Source organism: Rahnella sp. BIGb0236 (genome assembly GCF_004364755.1).
In the GTDB taxonomy this organism is placed as follows: Bacteria; Pseudomonadota; Gammaproteobacteria; order Enterobacterales; family Enterobacteriaceae; genus Rahnella; species Rahnella victoriana.
Genome location: NZ_SOAO01000006.1, coordinates 312486 through 326622, shown reverse-complemented (window position 1 = coordinate 326622; position 14137 = coordinate 312486). Strand labels below are relative to the sequence as shown.

Below are 14137 nucleotides of genomic sequence, written 5' to 3'. Positions count from 1 at the left end.
GGCCACGTCGACTGGCGGGCAGAGTTCGACCCGTGGGGCAATCAGGTGGACGGCAGCAACCCGCTGCGCATGTACCAGCCCATCCGCATGCAGGGTCAGCATTATGATGAGGAGTCGGGGCTGCACTACAACCGCCACCGGTATTACGACCCGACGCTGGGCAGGTATATCACGCAGGATCCGATTGGGTTGTTGGGGGGATGGAATTTGTATGGTTACACCTCAAATCCGACCCAGCAAAGCGATCCTTTAGGTTTGAGTGAAGACTGGAGTTATTTTTTTTCGATGGGGACTATAGGTGGAGTTGACTATGGCGTAGCAGCTGAGTCTGCTGGGACCCGTTTATCAACTGACGAATCTGCAAAAACACTAAGCAATATGGCATCCACTGAAGGTGCGTGGAATCCAGGTTCTGACTATGTAAAAGCATGGGCAATTAATACGCCAATTGTTGCTCTGACAGCAATATATGGGCCAGCAGCATCTATTGCCAAAGTTATAAAGAGTAGCATCATTTTCTGTTCTGCAAATGCGACATACCAATGGGTTGAACACGGAGAAGTGAAACCTTCTGATGCGGCTGCAGCTGCATTGACAGGGGCTTTGTATCCAGGCCGCTTACTTAGTGTCAACACATTAATCGCTTCAGGGATTGCTTATTTAAATAGTGGAAGTAATAGCGGAGCTGTAGGGGCTGGGGCTGGAACGGTAGTAAGTGGTCTTCTGGGGAAAGTACCTTTTTTGTCAAATATTGTGGGTGATTTCGCTACGGGAGTAACATCTGAAGGTACCAGTGATAATATCGGGGGGTACATGGATAACGACAAGGATAAGGATAATGAAAATGATTAAAGTTTCTTTTTTAAAACGACGTAATAATGTCAATAGAGAAGTATCCGTTGCATTATATATACTGACATCTGCCGCGCCAGTATTTCTGGCTATAATAACAATGGCTGTAGCCATGGAATGCTTTAATGATAGTTCATTTCATTATAATAGCGACTATACGCTTAAGGCTTTAAAATTAATTACAGCAAGCATTTTTTTCTCAGTTATTTACAGTGTGGTGGATTTTTATATCGATAAGAGCAAAGTAAAAAAAATAATCAATATCTATAGAAGTGAGTATAATAAGGGTAATTATAATCAGATACTAACCCTCATAAGTGATAAGGATGATGAGTCTGTTAATTATCTCTTAGAAGAGATTGAAAAGAGACGGGTTAATGACGGAGAGTTGAGATGCTTAGATATTCATGCCATAAGCTTCATAGTTACTGGCATAAATATGAAAAAACTAGAATATAATATTTCTTGCATTTCCATGTATGCCTCAGAGCGAAGTGAAATTATTTACTTTAACTGTTATACAATAAATAGCGGAGATCTAATATTGAAAAGTATAGATTACCCGGTTGATGTTAGGCAGGATAGTATGTCAGATGCCTCAGGTGTGCGTGACCGCTGACACCGATGCCCGAAACTGCGCCGCAGGTGGTGCATCGACTGGCGGGCAGAGTTTGACCCGTGGGGCAATCAGGTGGACGGCAGCAACCCGCTGCGCATGTACCAGCCCATCCGCATGCAGGGCCAGCATTATGATGAGGAGTCAGGGCTGCACTACAACCGCCACCGCTATTACGACCCGACGCTGGGCAGGTATATCACGCAGGATCCGATTGGGTTGTTGGGGGGATGGAATTTGTATGCTTATCCGTTGAATCCAAACATAAAAACTGATCCCTTAGGGTTAACACAAATCAATATGGGGGCGGGGTTTAATGAAAGAGCTTCGCTTGGATTGTCGATGGCTGAAAATGGTGCCTCTCCAGAAGAACTGACCAAAGCGATGGCACCTTTTCCACCACCAAATCCAATGTCAAGAGAATGTCGAGCCTCTACTACCGCAGCACTAGGGACGGGTATATCTGGAACTGTTGCAGTTAATGAAAACACTGGTGCTAGCGGATGGGTAAGTGTTCCCGTTGCGGCTGCTGGCGCACGTATAAGTGCAACGTGTGGGCTGAAATTTAGAGATCCTGATGCTAAAGATTTAAAGGCTGCGGCAGGCTTTTCTATTGGACTTGGAATCATAAGTTTCGAGGTAACGCAAACATCAGCATGGCCAGAGGTATACATTGGGGCAGGCCCCGGGGCAGGTCCTGAACTTAAAATGCCATACAATCCGAGTGTGTCTACTCCATTATTTTAGTTGAGAGAAATATGTGCGAGCAAATTAGAGTTGGAAGAATTGTAGTGTTCTTAATAATATTTTCGCTGGCGGCAATCGCCGTATTAGCTGAAATGCGTTTCTGCAAAAAAAAGGGAATAGATTTTAATACATTCACAGGAATGTTTGAAATGTATGCACGCGTTTTCAAATTCGAAGAAAAAGCATTTTCCATCTTGATACTAGGATGTATGTACGGAGGTGCGTTACTAGTTTTGTTAACTATTGGCATCAGTATTTGGGCGGAAGGAACAGGGTGTGTTTTCCCAACGCAACATAATAAATAACCGATAAGTTGGGGAGTGATCAAGCACTGACACGACGACTGAAACGCAACCGCCAACAGCAATAAGTAAATGTTTTGGTTCTTGTGTAACGGGTGGGGCTATTGGCGATTTCACCCTCATAATACAGAAAGATATAGATAATCCGGAGACAGTTATGACATCTGGAGGATATGGTTTTGGAGGGGGGGGGCGCTGGTACCCTAACTTGTGGTACTGGACAAATATGTTTTATTAATTAAAGGATATATCAATGCGGTGTTTATGTTTTTTTACTTTCATTTTGATGTTAAGCGGTTGTTCTCCTATTAATGAGCAAATGGCAGAAAAAAAGGTAATCGAATTTCACGAGATGTATGAAAGTAAAGAGTATGCAAAAATATACATTCAAGCTTCCGATACTCTTAAAAACTCAGGTTCAGAGAGTGGCTTTGTTTCCTTCTTAACAGAAGCACAAAAACGCGATCTAGGTGACTTTGTTAAAGCAACAATTAAAACCAGGAAAAAAATATATCATATGATAGAGAGAAACGAAATTTTAGTGGTGTATAACTCTGAGTACACGAAACGCAATGTTGAGGAAAATTTTCTATTTGAAATAGTTGGGGGGGAGATCAAACTGAAAGCATACAATTACACATCACTCAATTGAAATGATTGTATCTTAACAAACCAAATAAAGAGGTAATTATTTCCCGAAAATTAATTTTAACAGATGATCTGAATTAAGTTCATGTCAACCAAGCGGTATTACGGCCCTACCCCAGGATGCCATATCATACTGGACCCGATTGGGGTGTTGGGGGGAATGGTTATGCTTATACCACTAACCCGTCCCAGCAAACGGATCCGTTAGGACTGGCGAGTTGGCACATATTTCCCAATCAGCAAGTTAAAGCACCATAGGCGAGTGTGAAATGTACCAAGCATGCATAACACCCCCAAATTTATATGAGTAAAATGAGACTAAAATAAATTTAACGCTGTGGTTATTGAAAACGATAGCAATACTTTTAATAGGTGGTGGTATTTATGAAAATAGCCGTATTTATATTTACAGCGATTTTTTTTCTGATGGTGGGTTGTGATAATTATGAAATAAAAAGAGATTTTAAAATAAGCAGTGTAGCCAGTTTCCCATATGAAATAGAAGGGTTAAAGACCAGATGGTATTTTTGCGAAAAATGCCTCAAAGATAAAACCTGTATATCTGACAACGTCAAACAGTGTAATGACGTTACTGTTCCCGATAGAAGTGAGGCTTTAAGCTTGGCGATGAGCAGACCCAACACTGAAGCGGTTTATTTTCTTATCGACGTTGCAAAAACAGATGTAAATGGCGTTACAAAGGATGATAATGAAACGCCACTAATGATTGCAGCATATTATGGTTCTAAACGACATCAAAAAATAGCGAAGCATATGATTTCACTTGGGGCTGATGTGAATACATTTAATGATTCCCGTCCAAATAACACAGCGTTATTGATTGCAATTTGGAAGAATAATGTTGATTTTGCAAAGATGTTAATTGAGAACGGAGCAATAGCTGATATGTCTCCAGTTACAGGAAAAAAAGAAAGGAGCGCATGTGAGGCCGCAATAATTTATGGGCGGGTGGGAATAATACCATTCATTGATGGATGCAGTGCTTCTCTCTCAAAGGAAATAGAGCCAATGGCGGTAGCTGAATGTAAATAATAATATGTTGTTCGAGTTAGTATCTGCTCAATGTTCAACCTGCAATGTATCAGCACAAATACAGGTTGAACAGGGGCTTACAGGATAAAGCGTCAGATCAGTGGCCGGTGACAACGTCCTCAGGCTGCGTTTTTTTGCCAAACAATTCATTCACTTTGTTCTGGCGCACGAGGATAGCCATCGCAATCACGCCAATGATGGCGAGGCCGCTCGACAGGATGAAGGCTGACTGATAACCGCCGCCGTACTGGATTAAAAAGCCGGTAATGCTCGGGGATAAGATCCCGGCGAGATTCGCCAGTAAATGCACGAAGCCGCCAGCCGTTCCGATACGGTGTGCCGGAACGATATCCTGCAACAGTGACCAGCATGCCTGCGGTGTCATGTAAGCAAAAATACTGGCGACGGTGATCAGCGAGACGGCACCTGCGGTATTGCGGGTGTAGGCCGTCATCAGCACGCAACCGGCAGCAATAATCAGACCGGCGAAAATCACGGCTTTACGTGAGAACAGAAAATTGCCGGTACGGCGGTACAGCATATCCGCGACAATCCCGCCGCCAATAAAGCCAGCGGTGGCGCCCAGCCAGGGCAGAATACCGATAATGCTCATGCTTTTAATGTCGAGATGCTGGAAGTCAGTGAGATAGCTTGGCAGCCATGACAGGAAGAAATACTGAATGTAGTTGAAGCAGAAAAAGGCAGCGGCCACGCCCAGCACAGGTTTAGAAAATACGTAGTACCACAGGCTGTGCGCGTCTTTCTCTTTCAGCCCAGTTTTCACCGGCGTAGCCGGGCGATCGCTGGCAATCAGCTGTTTCTCCTCCTCAGAGACGCGCGGGTGCTGTTCAGGTTTATCGCGGAACAGCGTCATCCACGCCGCCAGCCAGACAAAGCCCAGCGCGGCGATCACCACGAAGGCGATACGCCAGCCAAAGTGCAGCCCGACCAGCCCGACAATCGGCGCGGCAATGGCGGCGCCCAGCGGTTGCCCGGCATTGGTAAAACCGACGGCGCGCCCGACCTCTTTACGCGGGAACCAGTTAGAAATCGACTTGTTGGTCGTGGTCCCCATCGGGCCTTCACCGATACCGAACATAACCCGCACCACCAGCAGATGTGCGAAACCGGTCACCAGCGCAGTTGCGCCGCAGAAGACTGACCAGAAAGCGGCTGCGACGCCGAAGACTTTGCGCGGGCCGAATTTATCTGCACTCCAGCCGCCGATAAAACAAAACAGGCAGTAGCCGATAAAGAAGGCGCTGAACAGGATCCCCATCTGCGCATCATTGATATGCAGATCGCCCTTAATCAGCGGTGCCATCACTGATAACGCCGCGCGATCGAGATAGTTGAGCATACCGGCAAAGAACAGCAGCAGGGCGATCACGACACGATAATTGGATTTACGCATGGACGGCCTCCGCGGTCAGGGAAAGGGAATGCTGGCTGACCAGGTATTTTTGAATGACTGACGGCGCTGGCTCAAAGCCGATCCCCGGCATCTCGGGCAACAGCATGTGTGGCGCGAAATTCAGCTGCGGATAAAGGTTTTCCTGCCACTGAATGTAAGGCACTTCCAGACTCACGCTGTCGTCGAGAGTCGCCACCAGCTGTGCGGTCGCCATCAGCCCTGCGCCGTAATAGAAACAGTGAGGAACCACGCGGATATGATATTGCTTCGCCAGCGCAAACACGTTCAGCATGGCGGTAATGCCCCCCACTTTACTGACACTGGGCTGGGCGATATCAATCGCGCCGTGTTCGAAATGCTCAACGAAGCCCTGAACGCCTGCGGCATTCTCTCCGGCGGCGATCCGTGTCCCTTGTTTGCGGACGTCAGCCAGACCGGCTAAATCATCCGGCGGCCAGATTGGTTCTTCCAGCCAGCCCAGATTGAGTGAACGTAAGGCCTGAGCCTGTTCAGCCGCTTCTTCCACGCTCCACGGGCAATTCACATCCACCATCAGTTCGGCATCGGCGGGCAATATCTCTCTGGCGGCGGCGATGGCGGAATAGTCAGTTTCATGCAATTTGATGGCGCGGAATCCGGCCTGATAAGTGCTCAGCACTTTCGCCGCCACCCGTTGCGGATGGTTGCCATAACTGACCAGACTGGCGTAAACCCCGATTTTCTGGCGCTTCGCCCCCAGCAATTGCCAAAGCGGCTGGTTCCGCGCTTTGGCCAGCAAATCCCATAGCGCGATGTCGATAGCAGAAAGGGCAAACATTACAGGGCCGGTGCGGCCGAAGGCGTGAAAGTTAATCTCGGCCTGCTGCATCAGCGCGGCGATTTCCTGCGGACTTTGCGGACAATGCTGGCCGAGGAAAAACCGTCCCACCAGCCCGTTTAACGCGGTTTCTGTCATCGGGTTACAAAGGTGCCCGAATCCTTCACCCCAGCCGTGTAAGCCTGTGTCGGTACTGATTTTTACCAGCAATGTTTCCATTCTGGTGAGTTCGGGAGACGCCGCGTTATAGGCATCCGTTTGTGTCTCTAGTGTTTTTTCCCTGCCGCTGCTGAAAGGGATGGCAACGCGCAATACCTCAATCCTGGTTATTTTCATGAGACGTTCCTGTTTTTGTAGGGCTTCTGAGAAACTTATCAGCCTAAGGAATCAGTCTAAAACGCAGGGAATAAGGCCGTTAACGGACGTCAGCCTAACTTTTAATCAGGATTAAACGGGAATTTTGTGCAAATGAATGAAGAGGTGAGAAGTGAGTCACGAAAGTGGGGTATGCAGGATTCAGAAAACAAAAAAAACAGCCGTTAAGCTGGTTTCTTTAAATAGGGTACCCGGACTAACGCCGCAGGCGTTTGAACAACGGCTATGCCGTTGGCCCGCAGGGCGAGCCTGTTAAGGCGAGTCATCGAACGACGTTCGATGGAGAGTCCGTAGCGCAGAAAGCAAAAAACCAGCCGTTAAGCTGGTTTCTTTAAATATGGTGCCCGGACTCGGAATCGAACCAAGGACACAGGGATTTTCAATCCCTTGCTCTACCGACTGAGCTATCCGGGCAACGGGGCGCATTAAACCGTATTGGGCCTGTGCCGTCAACGGCTTTGTCATCTAAAACAGATAAAACGCGTTCGTTTGCTGTCTTTTCATTCAAAAATGCTGAATTCTCTGGTTGGAAGACGCCGGATGTCAGGAAAGTGCGCCATGTTCACGGCAGCGTGCCACATTCAGGACATCTTCTGCCAGACGACGTGCGACTTCCACATCGTTCAGCTGGCGCTTAACCAGCAATTTACTCAGGCAGCCTTCGAGGATCAGTTCCATCTGCTGAGCGACCATTTCCGGGTCATCCGAGCCCATTTCCTGCAACAAAGAAAGTGTGTAGTCGTACGACGCCAGTTTCTGTTGTTCCGCGAGCTGGTGGATGGGCGCATCGCTGTCAGGGAAAAACGTACAGGCTGCGATAAACAGACATCCCGGATAGCGTTGCTGGCGCACCTGCTCATCCAGCACCTTATAGCGTGCCAGCAGTTTCTGCGGCGCGGAAAGAGTCTCATCAAGCATCAGCTGACGACGCCAGATTTCAATTTGTTCGCCGTGATAACGCAGGCTGTCATACAGCAGGGCTTCGGCATCCGGCCAGAAACGGCGCAATTCGTTGAGCGGAACGTCGACCAGTCCGGCGACAGTTTCTAGTGACAATGTTGCAAGGCCACGTTGTTCCAGGAAATTAAGCGTTTTATCGAGAACTTGTTCACGTAGCACGTTTGCCTCCTCACTATTGGCGTACTTCAAAATGTAGTGTCGTTTACGGGCGGGCTTTCTGCAAATGCGCGCTGAATTGCTCTGCATCCATAAAACCCGTCACCCGGGAGTGTGGCAACTCATGGCCATCTGGCCCGAAGAACAAAATCGTCGGCAGGCCAAGCACGTTCAGGCGTTCTAATAACGCTTTTTGTTCAGGGGAATTTTGGGTGACATCCGCCTGTAGCAACAGGGTATCAGCCAGTTCATTCTGCACTTCTGGTGCTGAGAAGGTATATTTTTCGAACTCTTTACACGCCACGCACCAGTCAGCGTACAAATCCAGCATCACGCGCTTACCCTGTGCGGCCTGAAGCGCGGTATTCAGTTCTGCGACATTATGGATTTTCTGGAAATTCAGCGCATGCGTCTGCGTCGTCGTGTTACCGGCTGGCGCAAACGCCCAGTCCTGCAACGGACGGCTGACAATCATCGCCGCGGCGAGAAACGCAATTTGCAGCGCGCGTATCAGGCCACGCTGGCTTTTCAGGCTGAGTAACAATGCCCAGCCGAAGAACGCCACGCCGAGCAGGCTCCACAAGCGCAGACCCCAGACATCGCCAATCACACGTTCGAGCAGAAAAACCGGCAGCGCCAGAATGACAAAGCCAAACCCTTCTTTAACGTACTGCATCCACGGCCCGCTGCGCGGCAGTAATTTATTGCCGAACATGGTAACGATAATCAGCGGAATGCCCATTCCCAGCGCATACAGATACAGCGTGCCAGCACCCGCCAGCAAATCCCCGCTCTGAGCGATATACAGCAGGATGGCGCTGAGCGGCGCGGTGGTGCAGGGCGAGCAAATCAGCCCCGCCAGCGCGCCCATAATAAAGACGCCGGGCAGCGAACCGCCTTTTTGTTCGTTACTCCATAGCGCCAGACGGGTTTGTACGGACGAAGGAAGTTGCAGGCTGAAGGTGCCAAACATCGACAGCGCCAGCACAATAAACATGACCGAAAGCACAATCAGCACCCACGGGCTTTGCAGCGCCGCCTGGAACTGCAAGCCTGCTGCCGCGACGACCATGCCGAGCAGCGTGTAGGTCAGCGCCATCCCCTGAACGTAGACCAGCGCCAGCAGGAAAATTCGCTTCATGCTGTGAGGGCGCTGACGCCCGAGAATGATGCCGGAAATCAGCGGATACATCGGCAGCACACAAGGCGTAAAGGCAATACCCATGCCGATCAGCAAGGCCCAGAGCGGATAGAAGGGCAGTGGCGTGGATTGTTTTTCCGGCGTCGCGATCACCGCTGCGGGTTCCGTTGCCGGCGCGCTGGCGCGTGCGGGTTCCGCGACAGGATTCAGCGGCACCTCGCGGGTTTCCGGCGGATAGCAGAATCCTGCGGCGGCGCATCCCTGATAGGTCACACGCACGGTCGCATCGGCACTGGCTTGTCGCAGCGGGATCGTCAGGTTCAGGGCATTTTCATACACTTCGCTGTCACCAAAAAACTCATCATGGTGATCACGGCCTTTCGGCAGCAGGAATGCGGCGAGTTGGGCATTTTTCGGTTCAAGCTCAATTTTGCTGCGATATAAGTAATAACCTTCGCGGATCTGCCAGTTCAGTTTGAGGTCGTGACCTTGCTGCTGAAAGTCAAAGCTGAATGCCTGATCTACCGGCACAAACTGCGGAGCGGTGGGTTTGCCAAATAAAGACGCGTTTGCCTGAAGCGGCAAAAGACACAGGCTGCAAAGCAGAAAGAAGAGTCGAAAAATGCGGTGATCCATGCGGAGTAAAATTCTCTTTGTCGCGGCAGATAAACAGCCACTGAGTGAACCGACAGAAGATGCGCGCGGCATCATGCCATAACGCGTTAATGAAAGGTGAGTATACCCTGAGCAGTCGCTGAGCAGAAAGCCCCGCTGTGCTTAACGGGGGCCGCAGCCCCCGGAAAACTGTCAGAGAATAATACTGCCGAAACCGAATCCGAAAAGTACCGACAGGAACACGCCGATGGTGCCGGGAATAAAGAACGGATGGTTAAAGACGAAGCGGCCGATGCGGGTCGTGCCGGTGTCATCCATCTGCACGGCAGCCACCAACGTCGGGTAAGTCGGCAGAATGAATAAGCCAGAAACGGCCGCAAAGGAACCCACGGCGGTCAGCGGCGACACACTCAGCGCCAGCGCCATTGGCAGCAGGGCTTTGGTGGTAGCCGCCTGCGAATACAACAGGGCAGAGCTGAAGAAGAAAATCACCGCCAGCAACCACGGATGCGCCTGGATCAGGCCACCCGCGGTCTCTTTAATCCAGCCGAGATTGGCCTGCACAAAGGTGTCGCCCAGCCACGCCACGCCGAGGATACAAATACAGGCGCTCATGCCGGATTTAAAGGTGCTGGACGTCAGAATCGCGTCGGTATCAATGCTGCAAAGCAGGGTGATTAACGTCGCCACGCTGAGCATGATAATCAGGATGGCGCTGTTGGTGGTCATCACCGGCTGCGCGACCCAGCCCAGACTCGGGCTGTTGATGACCGCATACGCGACCACCGTCAGGACACCGAGCAGGAACAGTAACACCGAGAGTTTGGCGCCGCGTTTGATCTCCGGCACTTTATCGCCCCGCAGCTGAATCAGCCCTTCTTCATAACGCTTGAGATACACCGGGTCATTGGACAGTTTCGAGTCAAAACACCAGCTGACCATCAGTGACATCAGGATCACGGCGACCAGCGTGGCGGGGATCATCACCATCAGCAGATGAAGATAACTCACGCCATGACCTTCCATGGTGGAGGCCATATACACCACGGCGGCGGAAATCGGCGAGGCGGTGATCGCTATCTGCGCGGCTACCACGGCGGTTGAGAGCGGGCGACAAGGCTTAATACCCTGTTCTTTAGCCACTTCAGCAATGACCGGTAAGGCGGAAAGCGAGATATTGCCGGTGCCTGCCATAATCGTCAGAAAGTAGGTGACGATCGGCGCGAGGATCGTGATGTGTTTCGGATTGCGACGCAGCAGTTTTTCGGTTTGCTGCACCAGATAATCCATCCCGCCCGCTACCTGCATGGTTGAGATCGCCGCGATCACTGCCATGATGATGGAAATGACGTCAAACGGAATGGTCCCCGGTTTAACGCCAATCAGCGCCAGCACCAGCACGCCTAGTCCGCCCGCGAAACCAATGCCGATGCCGCCAAGGCGCGCACCGAGGAAAATCGCCGCCAGTACAATAATAAATTCGATAATTAACATGGTTGTCCGTCCATATTCCCAGCACTCCTTAAGGAATTGATAATTAATTGTTATGTAATTGTTGTGTCATGAAAAGTAAAAAGGCCCGCTGTTCCGCAGAACAACGAGCCTTTAAAAGGTCATCCGTAAAGTCTGTTACTGTTCATTTTCATCGGTATAGCGTTTGGCCTTGTAGGCCGGATGTTTCAGGTTTTCGATAGAGAAAATGTCATCCAGCTCGGCTTCGGTCAGCAGGCCGCGCTCAAGCACGACTTCCCGGACGCTCTTCCCGGTTTCCGCACAAATCTTGCCGACGATATCGCCGTTGTGGTGGCCGATGAACGGGTTCAGATAAGTGACGATCCCGATCGAGTTGAAGACGTAGAACTCACACACTTCTTTGTTGGCGGTAATGCCGTTGATGCATTTTTCCAGCAGATTGTAGCAGGCGTTCGTCAGGATATGCACTGACTCAAACATCGCCTGACCAATCACCGGCTCCATCACGTTCAGCTGTAACTGGCCCGCTTCCGCTGCCATGGTGACGCACACGTCGTTACCGATGACTTTGAAGCACACCTGGTTCACCACTTCAGGAATAACCGGGTTCACCTTGGCGGGCATGATGGAAGAACCTGCCTGCAATTCCGGCAGATTGATTTCATTCAGACCGGCACGCGGACCGGAAGACAGCAGGCGCAGGTCGTTACAGATTTTCGAAAGCTTCACCGCCAGACGCTTCAGCGAGCTGTGCACCATCACGTAAGCGCCGCAGTCGGACGTCGCTTCGATCAGATCTTCCGCCGGTACGCAGGCCAGATTGCTGACTTCTGCCAGTTTCTCTACCGCCAGCTGCTGATAACCTTCCGGCGTATTCAGACGGGTGCCGATAGCCGTCGCACCGAGGTTCACTTCCAGCAGTAATTCGCCGGTGCGCATCAGGTTGCGGGTCTCTTCTTTGAGCAGCACGTTAAACGCGTGGAATTCCTGACCGAGGGTCATCGGAACGGCGTCCTGTAACTGGGTGCGGCCCATTTTGATGATGTTTTCGAATTCTTTTGCTTTACGCTCAAAGCCGTCACCCAGCTGGGAAATGGCATCGACCAGTTTCAGCAACGAGGCATACACCGCGATACGAAAACCGGTCGGGTAGGCGTCATTGGTGGACTGACATTTGTTGAGATGATCGTTTGGATTGAGGAACTGGTAATCGCCTTTCTGGTGTCCCATCAGTTCCAGACCGATGTTCGCCAGCACTTCATTCGTGTTCATATTTACCGAGGTTCCCGCGCCGCCCTGATAGACGTCGATAGGGAACTGGTCCATGCATTTGCCTTTATCAAGCACTTCGTCGCACGCCTGAATAATGATATCCGCAATATGACGTGGGATGGTGCGCAGCTCTTTGTTGGCCAGCGCCGCCGCTTTTTTTACCATCACCATGCCACGTACAAACTCAGGGACATCGCTGATCTTGGTGTTGCTGATATAGAAGTTTTCAATCGCCCGCAGGGTGTGAATGCCGTAATAAGCTTCTGCTGGTACTTCGCGCGTGCCCAGCAGGTCTTCCTCGATACGAATGGTGTTTGACATGAGAACCTTCTCTTCGGTACTAAAACGTTATGCGATGTTTAAAATTATGTTACTTACTGTGGTGAATTTAAAACGATCAACCGTTGTTTTCGCAACGAAGGCGATCATATGCTGCTTCAGACGAATTGCACGTACTAAGATCACTATCCTGCCCTATTACTGTGCAAGTTTTTAGTATCTGTGAGAATTCTCACAAATCATTTACCCGCTCAATTAAATCAGGTCTGACGCTTGAAATCCTGATGATGAAGCACCATCTCAGTGTAGTCAGCCTGCATTTCTTTGAATGCAAAGATCCCGAGCAGGCACTTATTCAGGGTTTGGAATGCCTCTGCGAAAGAGCGTTCGGAGCCACATTACAAGGAGAATGCGGTGCGCTGGTTACCGTTACTACTGTTATTCCTGCTGGCTTACATTGAAATCACCTTATTTATCAAGGTGGCTGCGGTTGTCGGTGTTGCCACCACATTATTGCTGGTGGTATTCACCTCCTGCGTCGGTGTTTCTCTGGTGAAAAATCAGGGCATGAAAACCTTTATGCAGTTGCAGCAAAAACTGGCTGTCGGTGAAAGCCCGGCGGCTGAAATGGTCAAAAGTGTTTCGCTGGTGATTGCCGGTTTCCTGCTGCTGGTGCCGGGTTTCTTTACCGATTTCCTCGGCTTGCTGCTGTTATTGCCGCCCATCCAGAAACGACTGACGCTTAAACTGATGCCGCATCTGAATATTGTGCGTTCCGGTGGCAACTGGGGAAGCAGCGCGCCAACGGGGAATACCTTCGATGGCGAGTTCCAGCGGACGGATGAAACGCAGGAACGTCTGGTTTCACCAAAAAAAGATGACGACACAGAGCACCGCGATCGCTAATCTCTGTGGCCTTGATTGTTAAGACATTGTTGGGAAGAGTATTTCAGGCGGTTTTTTACTGACCTGAGGTGCGAAAGAAAAAGCGAAATTTTTTTCTGTTCTTCCCCTTGAAGGGCAGGGTATCGCCCCCATTAAACAAACCACGAGGCCGGGCAGGACTTTGTCAGGCATTCAACCCTAAAAATAGATATGGACCCGCTCACAGGAGAGTTATCAATGAAAATTCGTCCATTGCATGACCGCGTTATCGTCAAGCGTAAAGAAGTAGAATCTAAATCCGCTGGCGGCATCGTTCTGACTGGCTCAGCTGCTGGTAAATCTACCCGTGGCGAAATCCTGGCTGTCGGCCATGGTCGCATTCTGGAAAACGGTGAAGTGAAAGCGCTGGACGTGAAAGTTGGCGACATCGTCATTTTCAACGACGGTTACGGCGTGAAAGCTGAGAAGATCGACAATGAAGAAGTGTTGATCATGTCTGAGAGCGACATTCTGGCAATCGTAGAAGCCTGAT

General features: G+C 50.1%; 13 protein-coding genes, 1 tRNA gene and 1 pseudogene. 8 read left to right on the top strand and 7 right to left on the bottom strand.

Features of this window, described 5'->3' with window-relative positions; genetic code table 11:
• From EDF78_RS25960 to EDF78_RS15015, 6 genes and pseudogenes are all read left to right on the top strand, one after another.
• Positions 1-852, top strand: an 852-nt coding sequence (locus EDF78_RS25960) for an RHS repeat-associated core domain-containing protein (RefSeq protein WP_133823375.1), incomplete at its 5' end; no start/stop codon positions are given.
• Positions 839-1471: a hypothetical protein gene (locus EDF78_RS15035; RefSeq protein WP_133823374.1), complete on the top strand. Its 633-nt coding sequence runs from the start codon at positions 839-841 to the stop codon at positions 1469-1471. The genes EDF78_RS25960 and EDF78_RS15035, both read left to right, overlap by 14 nt.
• 39 nt (positions 1472-1510) lie before the next feature.
• Positions 1511-1762: pseudogene (locus EDF78_RS25800) on the top strand (RHS repeat-associated core domain-containing protein); the annotation flags it as partial.
• A gap of 464 nt (positions 1763-2226) precedes the next feature.
• Positions 2227-2520, top strand: a complete 294-nt coding sequence (locus tag EDF78_RS15025) for a hypothetical protein (RefSeq protein WP_133823373.1) — start codon at positions 2227-2229, stop codon at positions 2518-2520.
• Between the two features lie 316 nt (positions 2521-2836).
• Positions 2837-3169 (top strand): hypothetical protein, encoded by a 333-nt coding sequence (locus tag EDF78_RS15020; RefSeq protein ID WP_133823372.1) that lies wholly within the window; start codon positions 2837-2839, stop codon positions 3167-3169.
• A gap of 380 nt (positions 3170-3549) precedes the next feature.
• Complete coding sequence (locus EDF78_RS15015; RefSeq protein WP_133823371.1) at positions 3550-4218, top strand: ankyrin repeat domain-containing protein; 669 nt, start codon at positions 3550-3552, stop codon at positions 4216-4218.
• Positions 4219-4315: 97 nt separating this feature from the next.
• On the opposite strand, the gene EDF78_RS15010 is transcribed toward EDF78_RS15015, so the two are convergent.
• The 7 genes from EDF78_RS15010 to aspA form a co-directional block, all read right to left on the bottom strand.
• Positions 4316-5632, bottom strand: coding sequence for an MFS transporter (locus tag EDF78_RS15010; RefSeq protein ID WP_119823454.1), 1317 nt, complete (start codon positions 5630-5632; stop codon positions 4316-4318).
• Positions 5625-6785 (bottom strand): mandelate racemase/muconate lactonizing enzyme family protein, encoded by a 1161-nt coding sequence (locus EDF78_RS15005; protein ID WP_133823370.1) that lies wholly within the window; start codon positions 6783-6785, stop codon positions 5625-5627. The genes EDF78_RS15010 and EDF78_RS15005 overlap by 8 nt, the downstream gene beginning before the upstream one ends.
• 377 nt (positions 6786-7162) lie before the next feature.
• Positions 7163-7238 (bottom strand) — tRNA-Phe (locus EDF78_RS15000).
• 129 nt (positions 7239-7367) lie between these two features.
• Positions 7368-7943 (bottom strand): transcriptional regulator, encoded by a 576-nt coding sequence (locus EDF78_RS14995; protein WP_095923723.1) that lies wholly within the window; start codon positions 7941-7943, stop codon positions 7368-7370.
• A 43-nt stretch (positions 7944-7986) separates the two neighbouring features.
• Complete coding sequence (locus tag EDF78_RS14990; protein ID WP_133823369.1) at positions 7987-9717, bottom strand: protein-disulfide reductase DsbD; 1731 nt, start codon at positions 9715-9717, stop codon at positions 7987-7989.
• A 171-nt stretch (positions 9718-9888) separates the two neighbouring features.
• A complete protein-coding gene (locus tag EDF78_RS14985; protein WP_095923721.1) occupies positions 9889-11190 on the bottom strand; it encodes an anaerobic C4-dicarboxylate transporter in 1302 nt (433 codons plus the stop codon).
• Between the two features lie 135 nt (positions 11191-11325).
• Complete coding sequence (gene aspA, locus EDF78_RS14980) at positions 11326-12762, bottom strand: aspartate ammonia-lyase (RefSeq protein ID WP_014333637.1); 1437 nt, start codon at positions 12760-12762, stop codon at positions 11326-11328.
• A 372-nt stretch (positions 12763-13134) separates the two neighbouring features.
• On the opposite strand from aspA, the gene EDF78_RS14975 reads away from it, so the two are divergent.
• Positions 13135-13626, top strand: coding sequence for an FxsA family protein (locus EDF78_RS14975; RefSeq protein WP_014333639.1), 492 nt, complete (start codon positions 13135-13137; stop codon positions 13624-13626).
• Positions 13627-13842: 216 nt separating this feature from the next.
• A complete protein-coding gene (locus tag EDF78_RS14970; protein ID WP_009636718.1) occupies positions 13843-14136 on the top strand; it encodes a co-chaperone GroES in 294 nt (97 codons plus the stop codon).
• Position 14137 lies beyond the last annotated feature (1 nt).

Coding starts and splice junctions, on each gene's coding strand:
- EDF78_RS15035 (WP_133823374.1), top strand. CDS start 839: ATGAAAATGATTAAAGTTTCTTTTTTAAAACGACGTAATAATGTCAAT.
- EDF78_RS15025 (WP_133823373.1), top strand. CDS start 2,227: ATGTGCGAGCAAATTAGAGTTGGAAGAATTGTAGTGTTCTTAATAATA.
- EDF78_RS15020 (WP_133823372.1), top strand. CDS start 2,837: ATGGCAGAAAAAAAGGTAATCGAATTTCACGAGATGTATGAAAGTAAA.
- EDF78_RS15015 (WP_133823371.1), top strand. CDS start 3,550: ATGAAAATAGCCGTATTTATATTTACAGCGATTTTTTTTCTGATGGTG.
- EDF78_RS15010 (WP_119823454.1), bottom strand. CDS start 5,632: ATGCGTAAATCCAATTATCGTGTCGTGATCGCCCTGCTGCTGTTCTTT.
- EDF78_RS15005 (WP_133823370.1), bottom strand. CDS start 6,785: ATGAAAATAACCAGGATTGAGGTATTGCGCGTTGCCATCCCTTTCAGC.
- EDF78_RS14990 (WP_133823369.1), bottom strand. CDS start 9,717: ATGGATCACCGCATTTTTCGACTCTTCTTTCTGCTTTGCAGCCTGTGT.
- EDF78_RS14985 (WP_095923721.1), bottom strand. CDS start 11,190: ATGTTAATTATCGAATTTATTATTGTACTGGCGGCGATTTTCCTCGGT.
- aspA (WP_014333637.1), bottom strand. CDS start 12,762: ATGTCAAACACCATTCGTATCGAGGAAGACCTGCTGGGCACGCGCGAA.
- EDF78_RS14970 (WP_009636718.1), top strand. CDS start 13,843: ATGAAAATTCGTCCATTGCATGACCGCGTTATCGTCAAGCGTAAAGAA.